The organism is Myxococcus sp. CA023, assembly GCF_010998615.1.
Taxonomy (GTDB): Bacteria; Myxococcota; Myxococcia; order Myxococcales; family Myxococcaceae; genus Myxococcus.
Map to the genome: position 1 here is coordinate 13031 of NZ_JAAEAH010000065.1, position 15277 is coordinate 28307.

General features: G+C 69.0%; 16 protein-coding genes. 10 read left to right on the plus strand and 6 right to left on the minus strand.

The features are described 5' to 3' along the window. Positions 1 to 45 precede the first annotated feature (45 nt). The 5 genes from rpsM (at position 46) to rplQ (ending at position 3397) form a co-directional block, all read left to right on the plus strand. Positions 46 to 429, plus strand: a complete 384-nt coding sequence (gene rpsM, locus F8M74_RS26330) for a 30S ribosomal protein S13 (protein WP_011553358.1) — start codon at positions 46 to 48, stop codon at positions 427 to 429. A 61-nt stretch (positions 430 to 490) separates the two neighbouring features. Then, positions 491 to 931, plus strand: a complete 441-nt coding sequence (gene rpsK / locus F8M74_RS26335) for a 30S ribosomal protein S11 (protein ID WP_140862539.1) — start codon at positions 491 to 493, stop codon at positions 929 to 931. Positions 932 to 1000: 69 nt separating this feature from the next. Next, on the plus strand, positions 1001 to 1627 hold the full coding sequence (gene rpsD / locus F8M74_RS26340) for a 30S ribosomal protein S4 (RefSeq protein WP_090491283.1): 627 nt from the start codon (positions 1001 to 1003) through the stop codon (positions 1625 to 1627). A gap of 143 nt (positions 1628 to 1770) precedes the next feature. Beyond that, entirely contained in the window at positions 1771 to 2793 is a 1023-nt protein-coding gene (locus F8M74_RS26345; RefSeq protein WP_140791198.1) for a DNA-directed RNA polymerase subunit alpha, read from the plus strand. Between the two features lie 184 nt (positions 2794 to 2977). Continuing rightward, entirely contained in the window at positions 2978 to 3397 is a 420-nt protein-coding gene (gene rplQ, locus F8M74_RS26350; RefSeq protein ID WP_140791200.1) for a 50S ribosomal protein L17, read from the plus strand. Between the two features lie 103 nt (positions 3398 to 3500). Here rplQ and F8M74_RS26355 read toward each other — a convergent pair whose 3' ends face one another. The 3 genes from F8M74_RS26355 to F8M74_RS26365 all read right to left on the minus strand — a co-directional run bounded on the left by F8M74_RS26355 (position 3501) and on the right by F8M74_RS26365 (position 6406). Beyond that, positions 3501 to 4085: a hypothetical protein gene (locus F8M74_RS26355; RefSeq protein WP_228560325.1), complete on the minus strand. Its 585-nt coding sequence runs from the start codon at positions 4083 to 4085 to the stop codon at positions 3501 to 3503. Between the two features lie 132 nt (positions 4086 to 4217). Further along, complete coding sequence (locus F8M74_RS26360) at positions 4218 to 5597, minus strand: lipopolysaccharide assembly protein LapB (RefSeq protein WP_141256631.1); 1380 nt, start codon at positions 5595 to 5597, stop codon at positions 4218 to 4220. 14 nt (positions 5598 to 5611) lie between these two features. Beyond that, the gene (locus tag F8M74_RS26365) at positions 5612 to 6406 is read right to left on the minus strand and encodes a 1-acyl-sn-glycerol-3-phosphate acyltransferase (protein ID WP_140798344.1); all 795 of its coding nucleotides are present in this window, start codon (positions 6404 to 6406) and stop codon (positions 5612 to 5614) included. A 235-nt stretch (positions 6407 to 6641) separates the two neighbouring features. Here F8M74_RS26365 and F8M74_RS26370 point away from each other — a divergent pair, with 235 nt between their 5' ends. Genes F8M74_RS26370 through F8M74_RS26380 form a run of 3 tightly spaced genes read left to right on the plus strand, consistent with a single transcriptional unit; the run spans position 6642 to position 10185 of the window. Continuing rightward, positions 6642 to 7256 carry a deoxynucleoside kinase gene (locus F8M74_RS26370; RefSeq protein WP_011553366.1) on the plus strand — a complete coding sequence of 205 codons (615 nt, stop codon included), beginning with the start codon at positions 6642 to 6644 and terminating at the stop codon, positions 7254 to 7256. Further along, positions 7253 to 8428 carry a DUF2314 domain-containing protein gene (locus F8M74_RS26375; protein WP_171410298.1) on the plus strand — a complete coding sequence of 392 codons (1176 nt, stop codon included), beginning with the start codon at positions 7253 to 7255 and terminating at the stop codon, positions 8426 to 8428. Before F8M74_RS26370 ends, F8M74_RS26375 begins: the two co-directional genes overlap by 4 nt. A 56-nt stretch (positions 8429 to 8484) precedes the next feature. Continuing rightward, on the plus strand, positions 8485 to 10185 hold the full coding sequence (locus F8M74_RS26380; RefSeq protein WP_011553368.1) for a sigma-54-dependent Fis family transcriptional regulator: 1701 nt from the start codon (positions 8485 to 8487) through the stop codon (positions 10183 to 10185). Positions 10186 to 10200: 15 nt separating this feature from the next. Here the strand turns inward: F8M74_RS26380 and F8M74_RS26385 are convergent, their stop codons facing one another. Continuing rightward, positions 10201 to 11112: a DMT family transporter gene (locus F8M74_RS26385; RefSeq protein WP_141256633.1), complete on the minus strand. Its 912-nt coding sequence runs from the start codon at positions 11110 to 11112 to the stop codon at positions 10201 to 10203. Positions 11113 to 11187: 75 nt separating this feature from the next. Here F8M74_RS26385 and F8M74_RS26390 point away from each other — a divergent pair, with 75 nt between their 5' ends. Beyond that, complete coding sequence (locus F8M74_RS26390; protein WP_141256634.1) at positions 11188 to 12099, plus strand: pseudouridine-5'-phosphate glycosidase; 912 nt, start codon at positions 11188 to 11190, stop codon at positions 12097 to 12099. 21 nt (positions 12100 to 12120) lie between these two features. Here F8M74_RS26390 and F8M74_RS26395 read toward each other — a convergent pair whose 3' ends face one another. Then, the gene (locus F8M74_RS26395) at positions 12121 to 12606 is read right to left on the minus strand and encodes a GAF domain-containing protein (RefSeq protein WP_141256635.1); all 486 of its coding nucleotides are present in this window, start codon (positions 12604 to 12606) and stop codon (positions 12121 to 12123) included. A 98-nt stretch (positions 12607 to 12704) separates the two neighbouring features. On the opposite strand from F8M74_RS26395, the gene F8M74_RS26400 reads away from it, so the two are divergent. Then, complete coding sequence (locus F8M74_RS26400) at positions 12705 to 13442, plus strand: NAD-dependent deacylase (RefSeq protein ID WP_141256636.1); 738 nt, start codon at positions 12705 to 12707, stop codon at positions 13440 to 13442. A 56-nt stretch (positions 13443 to 13498) separates the two neighbouring features. Here the strand turns inward: F8M74_RS26400 and F8M74_RS26405 are convergent, their stop codons facing one another. Beyond that, the gene (locus F8M74_RS26405) at positions 13499 to 15193 is read right to left on the minus strand and encodes a serine/threonine-protein kinase (RefSeq protein WP_163884571.1); all 1695 of its coding nucleotides are present in this window, start codon (positions 15191 to 15193) and stop codon (positions 13499 to 13501) included. Positions 15194 to 15277: the final 84 nt, after the last annotated feature.

The window sequence follows — 15277 nt, forward strand, 5'->3', positions numbered from 1 at the left end:
GGCCGTTGGCTTCAGACCAACTCCACCTAAGAAGGAAGACCGAAGATGGCTCGTATCGCCGGCATCGATCTGCCGCCCAACAAGCGCGCGGTGATCTCGCTCCAGTACATCTACGGGATCGGAAACAAGTCCGCGCAAGACATCATTGCCGCGGCGGGCATCGATCCCACGACCCGGACCAAGGACCTCACCGAGGAGCAGGCCCGTAAGATCCGCGAGATCATCGAGGCCAGCTACAAGGTGGAGGGCGACCTCCGGCGCGAAGTCACCATGAACATCAAGCGGCTGATGGACCTGGGTTGCTACCGGGGCCTTCGTCACCGCAAGGGCCTGCCGGTTCGTGGCCAGCGGACCCACACCAACGCGCGTACCCGCAAGGGTCCGAAGCGGGGCATCGTCCGGGCGAAGCCGGCAGCTCCGGCCCGGTAAACGCAGCGCCGGCCCGTAAGGTGCCGGCGTCGATCACCTCCTCCCAGGAGCAGCAATTCACATGGCTGACGAGATCAATACTTCGGCTGCGGCGTCCACGGGCGCCGAGGGCGAGGCCCCTGCCGCGAAGAAGTCGAAGCGCAAGGGCAAGAAGAGCATCCTCAACGGCGTGGTCCACATCCAGTCCACGTTCAACAACACCATCATCACGATCACGGACGTGTCCGGGAACGTGATCTCCTGGTCGTCCGCCGGGGCGCGTGGCTTCAAGGGAAGCCGCAAGTCCACCCCGTTCGCGGCGCAGGTGGCCGCTGGCGATGCCGCGGCGAAGGCGATGGAGCACGGCCTGAAGAACGTGTCCGTGTTCGTGAAGGGCCCGGGCGCGGGCCGCGAGTCGGCGCTGCGCGCGCTGGCCGCCGCCGGTCTGAAGATCAACCTCATCCGCGACGTGACGCCCATCCCGCACAACGGATGCCGTCAGCCCAAGCGTCGCCGCGTCTAACCCCTTCGTCAGGGCTGCCCTTACACCCTGGTGTGGGGGCGGCTCCAGATCACCTCTAAGGACCTCTCAATGGCTCGTTACACTGCCAGCGCCTGCCGTATCTGCCGGCGCGAAAACCTGAAGATGTACCTCAAGGGCGACCGTTGCTACACGGACAAGTGCGCCATTGAGCGCCGCCCCTATCCCCCGGGCCAGCACGGCCAGGGCCGCGTGAAGTTCTCCGGCTACGGCGTGCAGCTGCGCGAGAAGCAGAAGGTCAAGCGCATGTACGGCCTGCTGGAGAACCAGTTCCGCGGCTACTACCACCGCGCGTCCGCCGCCAAGGGCAAGACGGGTGAGAACCTCCTGCAGCAGCTGGAGCTCCGCCTGGACAACGTGGTGTTCCGCATGGGCTTCGCGGACACGCGCAACGAGGCGCGCCAGCTGGTGCGTCACGGTCACTTCCAGGTGAACGGCCGCAAGGTGAACATCCCCTCGTTCGCCGTGAAGCCGGGCACCGCGGTGGAGGTGGTGGAGAAGAGCCGCAAGGTGCTCCGCATCTCCGAGGCGCTGGAGACGGTGGACCGCCGTGGCGTTCCGCAGTGGATCTCCCTGGACAAGAAGGCGTTCAAGGGCACGGTCACCACGGTTCCGAACCGTGAGGACCTGACGATGCCCATCTCCGAGCAGCTCATCGTCGAGCTCTACTCGAAGTAAGCACGCTGGATGTCGCAGTGGACGCCCTGGCCGACGAGGCCGGGGCGTCTTGCTTTCAAGCAGTCGCAGTCCCCGCGTGCGCACCCTCCCGCCAGGCCGGTGGGTAAGTCGGTGGTGCGGCACGAACCGAGGAGCGGTACACCATGGCTGATACGTTCGTTGCGAAGAACTGGCGTGACCTGATCAAGCCCCGTCGCATGGAGGTGGATCAGGACAGCGCGACCCCCACCTACGGCAAGTTCGTCGCGGAGCCGCTCGAGCGCGGTTTCGGTACGACGCTGGGCAACTCGCTCCGCCGGGTGCTGCTGTCGTCGCTGCAGGGCGCCGCCATCACCTCCGTCAAGATTGAAGGCGTGGACCACGAGTTCACGACCATCCCCGAGGTGTCCGAGGACGTCACGGACGTCGTGCTGAACCTGAAGGAAGTCCTCCTTCGGATGCACACGAACGAGACGAAGACGCTCCGCATCGAGGCGGAGGGCCCCAAGGAGGTCAAGGCCGGTGACATCATCACCGACCCGGACACCGAGATCCTCAACCCGGGCCACCATATCTGCACCATCTCCGAGGGTGGTAAGCTCCGCATGGAGCTGACCTGCCGCCGCGGCCGCGGTTACACGCCGGCCAACGTGAACAAGGTCGCCGGTTCGCCCATCGGCACCATCCCCATCGACTCGCTGTTCTCGCCCATCCGCAAGGTGAACTACCAGGTCACCAACGCGCGCGTCGGCCAGGTCACGGACTTCGACAAGCTGTCGCTCGAGGTCTGGACGGACGGCTCCGTGTCCCCGCAGGACGCGGTGGCGTACGCGGCGAAGATCATCAAGGAGCAGCTCACCGTCTTCGTGAACTTCGACGAGACGGAGGAGCCCGTCGTCGCCGAGGCGCCGAAGGAAGAGGCGAAGCTGAACGAGAACCTGTTCCGCTCGGTGGATGAGCTCGAGCTGTCGGTCCGCTCGGCGAACTGCCTGCAGCAGGCGAACATCAAGTCCATTGGCGACCTCGTGCAGCGCACCGAGGCCGAGATGCTCAAGACCAAGAACTTCGGCCGCAAGTCTCTGAAGGAGATCAAGGAGATCCTCGCGGAGATGGGCTTGTCGCTGGGCATGAAGCTGGAGAACTGGCCGCCGAAGCAGGCGCCGGCTCCCGCGCAGCCGAAGGCGTAGTAGGGTTCACGCAGGGCCTCCCCACGCGGCCGCGGGTACGGCGGTCAGCGGCGCGAGGGGAGGGGGCTGGGACGTCTTCCGGTCCGAATGACAGCGGCGGGCCCCGTACCGGGTCCGCCCATCCCACCCGGTACCTGATACGGCCGGAGTGGTGGAGTCCTCACCAGGACTCCGGAGCACGACGATGCGCCATAAGGTCGGACAGAGGAAGCTTCACCGCAGCACGAGCCACCGGCTCGCGATGCTCAACAACATGGTGACCTCGCTGCTGGAGCACCAGGCCATCCGCACCACGCTTCCCAAGGCCAAGGAGGCCCGGAAGATCGCGGAGCGGATCATCACCCTGGGCAAGCGTGGCGGCCTCGCGAACGTTCGCCTGGCGGCCCGTACGGTCAAGGACCGCGACGTGCTGCAGAAGGTGTTCAGCGAGTACAAGGACCGGTACGCCAGCCGTCCCGGTGGCTACACCCGCATCGTTCGGCTCGGCTTCCGCCGGGGCGACGCCGCGGAGATGGCCCTCCTGGAGCTCGTGGACCGGCCGGAGAAGGCCGCTCCCGTCGACACCGAGGCGGCTGCGCCTGCGGAAGAGACGAAGGCGGAGTAGTCCAGCACGGACTGCATACCTGGCCCCTTCGAGAGAAGGGGCTGGGAGCAACGCGAGGGCGCGCTTCCGAGAGGAAGGGCGCCCTTCGTGTTTCCACGGCGGACTATCGCTGCGGCTTGCGAATGCGCTCCCAGGCGGCGTTGAGGTCCTCGGTGAGGTCCGCGCTGTCATCCCGGCTGCGCATCTGGATGGACTGGAAGCGGAGGTCCGCGGGCGCGGTGCCGCTGGAGCCCATCAGCTGCTTGGGGGTGATGGTGATGAACTCACCCGGGGCCACCGTCAGCACCGCCGCCTGGTACTGCCCGTTGACGGTGAGGGTGACGTCGTACCAGGGCTCCTTGCTCTCGTTCCAGATGGTGACCGAGGGCCGGTCCAACCTGTCACTGAGTACCAGGCGCGCGTCCATGTCCCCCTTGCGCACCGTGCTGCCCGGGCACGCAATGGCCAGGCTCGTCACCGTCATCAGCAGCCAGCCGGCGATGATGGACGCCTTGTATTTGAAGAAGCGATCGCTCCGTCGGAAATCCGCGACCAGCTCCTTGAGGATGGAGAGGCCATTGAGGAGGTGGTTCGACGCATCTCCCGCCAGGCGCTTCCCCAGCGGGCCGTCTGGCTTCTCCTTCAGGAGCGGCTCGGCGCGCGCGGCGGACATCACCCGCAGGTTGGACTGGCTGGGTGCGCGCGGCATGCCGGGGTTCGTCGGCGTGCGCGGCTGAGAGCCAGACGGAGACGCCGCCCGAGGAGGCTGCGTTCCATGCTGGGGGGGCTTGCGACCGTCGCTCATCGGACAACGAGTGTAGAGGGCTGGGCCCGTGGATGGCTACTGTGCCTTGAGTTGCTGCAGCGCGCGTGACGCCACCGCGTTTTCAGGCTGGGTCTCCAGCACCTTCATCAGCCAACGCTCGGCCTCGCTGGCCGCTGTCTTCCGCGCCTCGGGGCGCGAGGCCTTCATCGCCTGCTCGGTGTAGAGCAGTCCCAGCCGCAGGCTGAACTCCATGTTCTCCGGGTCCTTTTCGACCACGCGGCGCAGCTCGCGCTCGGCGGCGGCGAAGTCACCCTCCAGTTGGTACACGAGCGCCAGCTTGCCTCGCATCGCCACGGCGTCCGGTGCCAGGGCGGTGGCCACGGTGAAGGACTCGCGGGCGGCCGTGAGGTCCCTGCGCTCCAGGTGGATGTCACCCAAGTGGAACCACGCGGTCTCCAGCAGCGGATGGAGCGCCACGGCTTTCTCGAAGGAGACACGGGCCGCGTCGGGGCGCTGGCGCGCCAGGTAGAGCTCGCCCAGATAGAAGTGGTTCTTGCCGTCGCGGGGGGCGCGTTCGATGGCCTGCTTGAACTCGTCCACCGCGCGCCCCGCGTCATCCAGGCGTTGGTAGGCCAGGCCCAGCAGGGCGTGCACCACCGCCACGTCCGGGTAGTCGAGCAGGATCTCCTCGAAGGCGAGGATGGCGTGCTGGGGCGCATCCAGGTCCTTCAGGTAGCGCATGCCTTCTTCCAGCTTGGCCTCGGCGGCCTTGGGGAAGCCGGAGAACGGATCCGCGATCTGCTCCATCAATGCCCGCGCGGTGGTGACGTCGGCCGGCGTGGGCTGGCCCCGCACCACCGTGCCCAGGGCTTCCACGGCCCCGGGCGCGTCTCCCGTGCGGTGCAGCGCCTTGGCCAACGGCAGGCGCCAGGCGGTGCGGGCTGGCGCCAACGCCGTGGCGCGCCGCAGGGGCCCGAGCGCCTCCGTGTACTGTTCGGACTCCAGCTGCGCGAGCCCCAGCCGGTAGTGGAACTCCGCGGTGTCCGGTGCCAGGGTCGCGGCGCGCTCGAAGGCGGCGACGCTGGGCGCCCCCGCGTCGCGAGCGCGTGAGAAGAGGGCGAGGCCCAGCATGTACTGGTCGACCGCGCGCTCACCCGCCGCGATTCGCTTCTGGAGCTCCGCGATCCACGCGTCCGTCTGCCCCGCCTTCACGTAGGCCTCGGTGAGCGAGCGCGCCACGTCCAGGTCGTCCGGCGTCTGCCGGTGCAGGTCCGTCAGCAGCCTCAGGGCCTTCGTGGGCTGATGCTCGTCCAGGTAGGCCCGCGCCTGGGAGAGAGGATCGGTGGGGCGCGCCTTGGCGGAGTTGGAGGAGGTGGTGCTGCAACCAGTCAGGAGGCCCACGCCGAGTACTGCGGCGCGAATCCAGGGACGGGAACGGAGGTGGCGAATGGTCATCTCGGAGAGGCGTCTCAGGTGGAGGAGAGGGCTCGGGCGCGCGCGTCGCTGACGCCCTCGGCGCCCGCGGCGGCCACGGCGTCATCCACGTCGCCGCCCTTGCCCCCGAGGGACAGGCTGTCCGCGATGATGACGGCGCGGACGGCTCGGGCCAGCCCTTCGCGGTCGTTCTCGGCGAACGTGGTCGTGTCGATGGGCTTGCCAATCTTCACGCGGATGGGACCGGGGGTGATGTTCCAGGTGGACTTGGGCATCAGGTCGCCGGAGCCCTCGATGGTGACGGGGCAGACGGGGACGCGGGCCTTCAGCGCCAGGGCGAAGGGGCCCTTCTTGAAGGGCAGGACGCGGCCGTCCGTCGAGCGGGTGCCTTCCGGATACAGGAAGATGCTGGTGCCGCCGCGAATCTTGGCCGCTGCCGCGTTGAGCGAAGCGATGGCCTTGGAGCGGTTGGACCGGTTGATGAAGACGTGGCCCGCGAGCGCCAAGTACCAGCCGATGAGGGGCACCCACTTGAGCTGCGTCTTGGCGACGTAGCGGAAAGGGACGGGGACGGCCAGGAAGTGCGCCGGGATGTCGATGGTGGACTGGTGGTTGGCCACGTAGATGGTGGGCCGATTCGGGTCCACGTTCTCCTGGCCGATGACTTCCAGCTTCGCGCCCCCTGCCCACAGCAGCACGGGCGACCAGAGCTCGCGCGCCACCCAGATGGAGCGCGATGGGTTGAGCGTGAGCAGCATCGCCAAGATGGCAAGGGGGAAACAGAAGAGCGTCCAGACGCCCGCCACGAAAATGCAAAAGAGCTTGCGCATCCCTCAGCCCGCCTCCTGGGGGCCGATGTTCAGGGCCAGAAGGTGCCCGGGCCCGCGGGCTTGCCCGCCGAAGCTCCCTGGCCAGACGCTCAGGCGGCGACTCCCATGAGGGAGGACGGCGGCACCTGTCACGCGTTGAACGGGACGACGGGGGGGCATGCACTCCTTCTACCATGTCCTACCTACACGTTGTTTCTGGTGCGCGCAGCTCGGCGGGGTTACAAGCAGGGGTGGTGTGGCCAGGAAAAAGTTCATCGCCATCGCGGGCAACATCGGCGCCGGAAAGACGGAGCTGACGTCCTTCCTCTGCCGGAAGTACGGGTTGACGCCCTCCTTCGAACCCAACGACCAGAACCCCTATCTTGCGGACTTCTACAAGGACATGAAGACGTGGGCGTTCCGCTCACAGCTCTTCTTCCTGACGCACAAGTTCCGCCTGCACCGGGAGCTGGAGCGTACCTCCGGGACGGTGCTTCAGGACCGCACCCTCTATGAGGACGCGGAGATTTTCGCCAAGAACCTCCACCGGCAGCGGCTCATCGACAAGCGGGACTGGAAGACGTACTGCGAGCTGTACGAGACGATTTCGGAGTCGTTGCGGCCCCCCGACCTGATGATCTACCTCCGCTGCCCGGTGCAGACGATTCGTGAACGCATCCGCATCCGTGGCCGGGCCATGGAGCGGGACATCCCCACCCGCTACCTGCAGCGCCTCAATGCCCTCTACGAGGAGTGGTTCGAGGGCTACCGCCTGTCACCGGTGCTCGTGCTGCCCACGGACAAGCTCGACTATTTGACCAACCTGGTGGACCGCGTGGACCTCTTCCGGCAGATCGAGAAGCACCTGTGATGGAGGTCTACCTGCTGGCGACGGAGCAGGAGGGCCCGGCTCCTCTCGATGCACTGCGCGCGTCCTTCGCGAACGACGAGGTGGAGTTCACCCCGGACGCGGACGGCGAGGGTTTCACGCTGCGGGCGGACGGTTCCGAGGTGCTGGTGCGTCTGACGCGGGGCTCCGAGGGACTGCCGCGCTTCCGCAAGGAGGTGTTCAGCGGCAGCCCGGAGGCCTTCGAGCGGCTGGGGCGCGCCAAGGCCTACTACCATCTGTCCGTGGAGCCGGGCGGGGCGCAGCCCACGCTGCCTGTCTTCGAGGCCCTGTGGGCCGTGCGCACGCTGCTGGAGCACGTGCAGGGCGTGCTGGTGGACCTCACCGCCTTCAAGCTCCACGAGCCCGACGATGTGGCGGAAATCACGGAGCTGGACTTCGACATCCGCGACCACGTCCACCTCCATGCCGTGGAGGCGACGGAGGGGGACACGCCCCTGTGGGTGCACTCGCACGGGATGGAGAAGTTCGGGGCCCGGGACCTGGAAATCTTCCACCTGGCCGAGAAGGACCTGCTGGCCGCGGAGAGCTTCCTTCACGAGCTGTGCACCGACCTGGCCTTCGGGCAGGGGCCAGCGCTGCGCACCCAGGTAGGCACCAGCGAGGGACAGGTCTTCACGCTCGTGCCCTCGGAAGAGGCCCGCGCCAACCTGTTGGGCGTCCCCCTGGACACCTTCGAGGGCCACGAGGGGCTCTTCCTCACGGTGGTGTCCCCGCTGGGCCGGCACAACACGTCCCAGTTGTTGGAGCCCTACCGCGAGCGCTTCGAGACGGAGCCTGAGGAGCAGACCCAGGCCATGCGGCGGGAGGCCCAGTTGGTGCTCCCATCATTCCTCGCGCGCTTCCAGCGCAGGGGCCTGATGGAGCCACTCACCTTCCTGGTGCGCGCTCCTTTCGACACGCATCCCGAAGGGAACACCGTCACGGAAAACCTGTGGCTGGAGGTCATGGGCCGGGACGAGGGCTCCGTGGTGGGCAAGCTCGTTGATGGCGCGGTGCATACAACCGAGTGGCGCAAGGGTGCCCACGTAGAGGTCGCGGAGACCCAGGTCAACGCGCTGGCCATCAGCCGGGAAGGCCGGGCGTTGGACGAGCGGGAACTCCGTGAACTCCTGAACGCCGAACGGCCGATGTAGCAAGCGGCGCCAGGGGGCCTTGCCCAGCCATCGCGGGGCGCTAGGCTCCGCGCCCCATGCCCGCCCTCCTGCTGCTCACCGGTCCTTCCGCGGGGCGTCGTCACGACGTGCTCGCGGAGGCGACGATTGGCCGCAGTCCGTCGTGTGAAATCCCGCTGGATGACCATCAGGTCTCCCGCAAGCACGCGTTGATTTCCGTTCTCGACGGGCAGGCGCGCATCCGCGACTTGCGCTCGCGCAACGGGACGTTCGTCAACGGCGAGCGCCTCGTGGATGAGGTGGTGCTCAAGCCCGGTGACCAGGTGCGCGTGGGCGTGACAACGGCCCTCTTCGAGCCGCCCCCGGTGACCCTGGTGGCCGACGGGCCAGAGAAGATGGGGCAGGTGCCCATCGAAGAAGTGTTGCCTCACGTGGGCGCGGCGGCGGCGATGTACTCGGCGGGCATTGCACTGCTGGGAGCGACGAGTGGCGCCCTGGTGCTGCGGCGCCTGGCGGATGAGGTCGCGCACGCACTCAATGCCGACCGCGCGGCCGCGCTGCTGGGCAGCAGTGATGGCTTGCTTACCGCGGCGGTGGCGGGCGCGGAGGCGCTGACGATGCCGCGCGCGCTGGCGCAGGCCGCGCTGGAGCGCAAGGAGTTGGTCCAGACGGATGACGTCCTATGCGCGCCCCTGGTCGCCTCAGGCGGCATGCCCTTCGGCGTGCTGTACGTGACGCGGGCGGAGCCCAAGTTCAGTGAGGGCGAGGGCCAGTTGCTCGCGGCGCTGGGACGGTTGGGGGGCGAGGCCTACACCACCGTGCGCTCCCGAGTGGATGCGGAGCCGCCCGTGGCCGCGCTCTCCGGCACGTCCCGACCGCTTCGGGCCTTGCTGGAGCTGGCGCGCCGGGTGGCCGCCAGCGCCGCGCCGGTGGTGATTCATGGCGAGCCGGGCGTGGGCAAGGCGCTGCTGGCTCGCTTCGTCCATGCGCGTTCGCCTCGGGCCCTGGGGCCTTTCATCGTGGTGGACTGCCGGGAGCCCGCCGATGCCGTGGAGGAGGCGCTGTTTGGCAGGGCGAGCGCGCCCGGGCAGCCGCCTGTCGTATCCGCGCTGCTGCGCGCGGATGGGGGCTCGCTGGTGCTGCTCCACGTGGAGTCGCTCGCGCGGCCTGCATCGGAGCGGCTGGCGAGGGCCCTGGCGCGCCGTTCAGCGCCCGCGCGGCAAGGCGGCGAGGAGCCCGTGGACGTGCGGGTGCTGGCCACCGCGCCCGCGTCGGTGTCGTTGCTGGCGGCGCGCGGCGACGTGGAGGCCTCGTTGGCTCGGGCGCTGTCGGGCTTCGAACTGGACGCCCCGCCCATCCGCGAGCGGCGTGCGGACGTGCTGCCGCTGCTGGAGCAGTTCGCGGCGCGCGCGGCCCGCCGGATTCGCAAGGAGCCACCGACGCTCAGTCCCGAGGCCCGGCGGCTGCTGACGGAGTACGGGTGGCCGCAGAACCTGCGGGAGCTGGAGTTGGTGGGGGAGCGCCTGGGCCTGCTGTACGCGGCGAGCCGAGTGGGTGCGCTGCAACTGCCCCCGGAGTTCCAGGAGGGCGGCGACGAGGGCGCGAAGACGTTGCAGGGACGCGTGGCCCGGCTGGAGCGCGATGCCATCGCCGAGGCCCTGCGCGAGGCGTCGGGAAAGAAGGTCCGCGCCGCGGCGCTGCTTGGTATCAGCCGGCCCACGCTGGACAAGAAGATTGAGGAGTACGGGCTCGCGGTGGAGCGGGGGCGCCGGGAGTGAGTCGGGACGCGGCGCCTACCACTTCCGCCGGCTGAGCAGCACGCCGGAGAGGACGAGCCCCGCTCCGAGCACCTGCATCCAGGTGGGCCGCTCTCCACGCACGGCCCACGCCGTGAGGGCGGCCACCACGGGGATGCCCGTGTTGTAGAGCCCCGCGCGGCTGCTGCCCACCTTCTGCACGGTGCGGCCCCAGATGAAGTACGCGAGCACCAGCGGCACCAGCGCCGAGTACACGACGCCCGCCCAGGCGCCGGCGCGGATGTTCTCGGTCTCCAGTCGCAGCAGCTCGGGCACTCCCGCGAGCACCACGCCCGGTGCGCCCGTGAGCATGCTGATGGCGGTGATGCGCAGCGCGGACACCTCCGGGCCCACGGTGCGGATGCCCACCGTGTAGATGGCCCAGCAGAGGCTCGCGCCGACGATGAGCCCGTCGCCAAGCAAGGACGCGCCATGTTCGGACGCGCCGCGTCCCCCCAGCACCAGCAGCATCCCCACCACGCCCAGCGCCAGTGCCGCGACGAGCGGGCGGGTGAGCCGCTCCACGCCGAACAGGGCACCAAGCGTGGCCACCAGCACCGGCGTCACCGCTGTCAGCATCCCGCTGTTGGCCACCGAGGTGTTCGCCAGGCCGAGGATGAAGCACACCTGGTACACGGTGTTGCCCACCAGCCCGAGCCCCAGCAGCTTGAGGAACACCGGGCGCGGAAGCGGCTTCCAGCCTTCGACGCCGAGGAGCAGCGCGCCCATGGCCAACGCCGCGATGGTGAAGCGCAGCGACATGAAGGCCAGGGGAGGGAGCGTCTCCATCGCCTCCTTCACCACTGTGTAGTTGGTGCCCCAGGCAATCACGACGCCGACGATGGCCAGGTCGGACGCGGAGATGCCGCGTGAGGGGGCGGGCACAACGGCGGTGGTGGGCGTGGACACGGCGGCAGGGGAATAGGCCCGAGGGGCCGCGCGCGCAAGCCGACGTTTGGAGCCGGGCATGCTAAACGCCTGGGCATGGACCTACGCTTTTCGGAAGAGGTGCGCCGCGCGCTCGAGGCCGGCCAACCGCTGGTGGCCCTGGAGACGAGCGTCGTGGCCCAGGGCCTTCCGTATCCGGACAACCTGGCCGCGGCCCGAGCGTGCGAGGAGGCCATCCGCCGCGCTGGCGCCGTTCCCGCCGCCACCGCCATCATCGACGGGCAGCTGTGCGTCGGGCTGGAGGAGCCGGAGATGCGCCGGCTGGCGGAGGGCAAGGAGCGCCTGCTCAAGGTGGCGTCCCGGGACCTGGCCGTCGCCATGGCCACGCGCGCCACGGGAGGCACCACCGTGAGCGCCACGTGTGAGATGGCCGCCGCCGCGGGCATTCGTGTCTTCTCCACCGGTGGCATTGGGGGTGTGCACCGCGGGGCGTCGGAGCACTTCGACATCTCCCAGGACATCGCCGCGCTGGCGCGCTTCCCCGTCGCCGTGGTGTGCGCGGGCGCCAAGTCCGTGTTGGACCTGCCCAAGACGATGGAGCTGCTCGAGACGGCCGGCGTGCCCGTCATCGGCGTGGGGACGGACGAACTGCCGTCGTTCTACAGCCAGGGCTCTGGCATCCCTCTGGAGCACCGCGCGGATGACGTGGACACGGCTGCCCGCATCGCCCGCGCCCGCTTCGAGTCGCTGAAGCAGGGTGGGGTGCTCTACACCGTGCCCCCGCCCGAGGAGACGTCCCTGCCTCGCAACGAGGTGGAGTTGCACATCGCCGCGACGCTCGCCGACGCGGACCGGCAGGGCATCCGCGGCAAGGCCGTGACGCCCTTCCTCCTGTCGGAAATGGCGAAGCGCACCGGGGGGAAGACGCTCAAGGCCAACCTGGCGCTGCTCACCAACAACGCGCGCTTCGCCGGTCAGCTCGCCGTGGCGTACGCACGCGCGAGCTGAGTACCCGGACGCGGGCCGCCGCTACCGCTGGAACCAGCGCATCAGCTCTTCCAACTCGCGGCGGTCCACTTCGTCGAAGGTGTTCTTGTGCTCGGAGTCGATGTCGAGCACGGCCAGCAGTTCCCGGTTGCGGCCGAACACCGGGACGACGATTTCCGATGCCGAGCGCCCGTCACAGGTGATGTGGCCCGGGAAGGCGTGGACGTCCGCCACCACCACCGACTCGCCCTTCGCCGCGGCGACACCGCACACGCCCTTGCCGAACGGGATTTCCAGGCACCCGAGCGTGCCTTGGTAAGGGCCCACCCGCAGCAACCGGCCCGGCGTGACGACGCGGTAGAATCCCGTCCACAGGTTCCCGAAGGCGTGGTGCAGCAGGCAACTCATGGTGGCCATGCCGGTGATGTCGTCGTCGATGCCCTCGAGTACCGCGCGCGCATGCTGCTTCAGCTCGGCGTAGGCTTCGGCCTTGGGCATGCCGCGCAGATCCAGGGTGACTTCCGCCATGATGGGACCTCGCAAGGCGACCCCCGCGAGCGTCAGGCCCCGGTAGGGTCAGCGTCCCATCCATAGCTTGATTCGCTTTCCACCGCACAGGAGCCGACATGGATTCGCTCATCCTCGATTCGAATACCTGGCTGCTCGTTCTCACGGGCGCGGGAGTCTCCGCTGAAAGCGGAGTCCCCACCTTCCGCGGGATGAGCGGACTCTGGGAGGACCAACCCGTGGAGGCCGTGGCGTCGCCCGAGGGCTTCCGGAAGGACCCGGCGCTGGTGTGGCGCTTCTACTCGGAGCGCCGCAAGGCCGCCGCCGCCGTCCACCCCAACCCGGGCCACGAGGCGCTCGTCGCCTGGGAACGCCACCTGGGGGACCGCTTCCTGCTCGCCACCCAGAACGTCGACGGCCTGCACTCGCGCGCCGGAAGTCAGCGGGTGGTGGAGATGCACGGCAACCTCTTCAAGACGCGCTGTAGCCGCTGCGAGCGGCCCCCGTTCGAGGACGCCACCGTGTACCCCACGGGGTCGGTGCCCGAGTGCGACGCGTGTGGGAAGCTGCTGCGGCCCCACATCGTCTGGTTCGGCGAATACCTGGACCCGGCGGACATCCAGCGCATCGAGGACTTCTCGCTGCGGGCCGCCACCTCGGGTGGACGCTTCGTCTTTCTGGCGGCGGGGACCTCCGGCGCCGTGTACCCGGCCGCTGGAATCGTGGACCAGGTGCGCAAGGCGGGCGGGAAGACGTGGCTCGTCAACCTGGACCCGGCGGAGAACTCCAACCGCTTCGAGCACCGCATCGTGGGCAAGAGCGGGGAAGTCCTCCCGACCCTCGCGAAGCTCGCCTGAAGCGGGTGTCTGAAGGACAGGGGGCACCGCGGCGCTTCCGCGTGCCCCCGTGGGGACTATTCGAAGACGGAGATGTCAGGCCCGGACGGGCTCGCCGGCTTCGGCGGGGGGCGCGGCGAACGCCCGGGGGCCGCGGTTCGCACGGGCTCAAGCACCACGTTCGCCGTCTGCGTATCCCCGGCCACCCGGCGCAGGTTGAGCGTGAGCTCCTTGTCCTGGTGCCCCGGCATGCGGAAGCTGAAGGAGTGCACCTTGTCGCGGCGGAGCTGGAGCTTCGTGGGCGTGGTGCCCACCATCTCCTCGCCTTCGTAGATGGATGCGCCGGACGGCGTCGAATCGAGGCTCACCGTGAGGACGGACGACTCCTCGGGCGTTCCCGTCGTGCCGGTCGCGGTCTGCGTCGTGGCCGATGAGGCGTCGCGGGGGACGTTCACGACCACCGGCGTCGCGGGGGCGCTGCCGCCCGGGTTGCCAAGAACCACGGCCGCGCCAATGCCCAGCAGGACCAGCGGCACGGCGACCAGGGCCACCTTCTTGCCGGTGGACATGCCCTCCGGCTCGGGAGGCGGGGGCGGAGGAGGCGGCGCGGACCGGGACGTCTGCGAGCGGACGCGGCTGGGAGAGGACGACGAGCCGCTCCCGCCGCCCTGGGGCCTGGCGACGACGACGTTGGACGGCGTGGAGCCCCGGCCCAGGGTCGGCGCGGCGCCCACCCGCGAGGAGCGGATACCGCTCTGGCTGCCCTGACGGCTGGAACGGCTGCGGCTGTTGCTGCCGCGCTCGCTGGCGCTGGGGACGCCGCCGCTCGGCATGGCGTCCAGCTCTTCGGAGGAGAGGTCCGCCACTGTGTCCAGCATCGCGTCGATGAACTCCTGCGCGTTCTGGTACCGATCCTCCTTCTCCGGGGCGAGCGCCTTCTTGAAGAAGGCATCCAGCGCGGCCGGCACGGGGGCGCCCTGGCGCTTGGTGTTGACGGAGGGCACCGCCTGGGTGAGCGACGCGGTCAGCGCCTTGCGCACCGTGTTCGCGCCGAAGGGCGAGCTGCCGGTGAGGCAGAAATAGAGCACGCCCGCCATGGAGTAGAGGTCGGAGCGCTGGTCCACGGACTCGCCGCCGGCCTGCTCGGGCGGCATGTACTGGGGCGTGCCCAGCACCTGTCCGGTCGAGGTGAGCTGCTCCTCCTCCTCGGACTCCATGGCCTTCACCAGCCCGAAGTCCAGCACCTTGACGAAGTCCTGGCCGCTGAGCTGCTGCACCATGATGTTGTGCGGCTTCAGGTCGCGGTGGACGCAGCCCTCCGCGTGCGCGTGCGCCAAGCCCTGCGACGCCTGCTCCACGAGGCTCAAGGCCCGTCGCAGGGACATGGGGCCCTGGCGCTTCACCGTCTCCTTCAGGCTTTCGCCTTCCAGGAGCTCCATCACGTAGTAGCAGGTGCCGTCCGGCGACCGGCCGAAGTCGAAGATGGTGATGACGTTGGGGTGCCGCAGTCGGCTGGCGAGCTCCGCCTCCCGGCGAAAGCGCTCGAAGAACTGGGGGGCGGCGGCCAGCGACGGGTTGAGCGTCTTCACCGCTACCGGGCGTTGCACGGACGTCTGGGTGGCGCGGAACACCATGCCCATGCCGCCCTGGCCCAGGACGCTTTCAATTTTATAACGGCCGTCGAGCACCTGGCCGAGGAGCTGGAGGCTCTGGCCTGAACAGAGGTGGTCGACGCCGTCGGTGCTTCCGCAATGGGGACAGGGGGCAGCCATGTGGGGCCGGAGTATAGACAGGCCCCGGCCCAACCCGGAAAGCCCCTGTAGGGCCCCAGAGCGAACGGGCGGGCACATCCGACA

Bases quoted from the DNA above. Each gene is read 5' to 3' on its own strand.
- rplQ (WP_140791200.1), top strand. From the start codon at position 2,978: ATGCGCCATAAGGTCGGACAGAGGAAGCTTCACCGCAGCACGAGCCAC.
- F8M74_RS26400 (WP_141256636.1), top strand. From the start codon at position 12,705: ATGGATTCGCTCATCCTCGATTCGAATACCTGGCTGCTCGTTCTCACG.
- rpsD (WP_090491283.1), top strand. From the start codon at position 1,001: ATGGCTCGTTACACTGCCAGCGCCTGCCGTATCTGCCGGCGCGAAAAC.
- F8M74_RS26360 (WP_141256631.1), bottom strand. From the start codon at position 5,597: ATGACCATTCGCCACCTCCGTTCCCGTCCCTGGATTCGCGCCGCAGTA.
- F8M74_RS26355 (WP_228560325.1), bottom strand. From the start codon at position 4,085: ATGCCGCGCGCACCCAGCCAGTCCAACCTGCGGGTGATGTCCGCCGCG.
- rpsK (WP_140862539.1), top strand. From the start codon at position 491: ATGGCTGACGAGATCAATACTTCGGCTGCGGCGTCCACGGGCGCCGAG.
- F8M74_RS26405 (WP_163884571.1), bottom strand. From the start codon at position 15,193: ATGGCTGCCCCCTGTCCCCATTGCGGAAGCACCGACGGCGTCGACCAC.
- rpsM (WP_011553358.1), top strand. From the start codon at position 46: ATGGCTCGTATCGCCGGCATCGATCTGCCGCCCAACAAGCGCGCGGTG.
- F8M74_RS26390 (WP_141256634.1), top strand. From the start codon at position 11,188: ATGGACCTACGCTTTTCGGAAGAGGTGCGCCGCGCGCTCGAGGCCGGC.
- F8M74_RS26345 (WP_140791198.1), top strand. From the start codon at position 1,771: ATGGCTGATACGTTCGTTGCGAAGAACTGGCGTGACCTGATCAAGCCC.
- F8M74_RS26380 (WP_011553368.1), top strand. From the start codon at position 8,485: ATGCCCGCCCTCCTGCTGCTCACCGGTCCTTCCGCGGGGCGTCGTCAC.
- F8M74_RS26395 (WP_141256635.1), bottom strand. From the start codon at position 12,606: ATGGCGGAAGTCACCCTGGATCTGCGCGGCATGCCCAAGGCCGAAGCC.
- F8M74_RS26365 (WP_140798344.1), bottom strand. From the start codon at position 6,406: ATGCGCAAGCTCTTTTGCATTTTCGTGGCGGGCGTCTGGACGCTCTTC.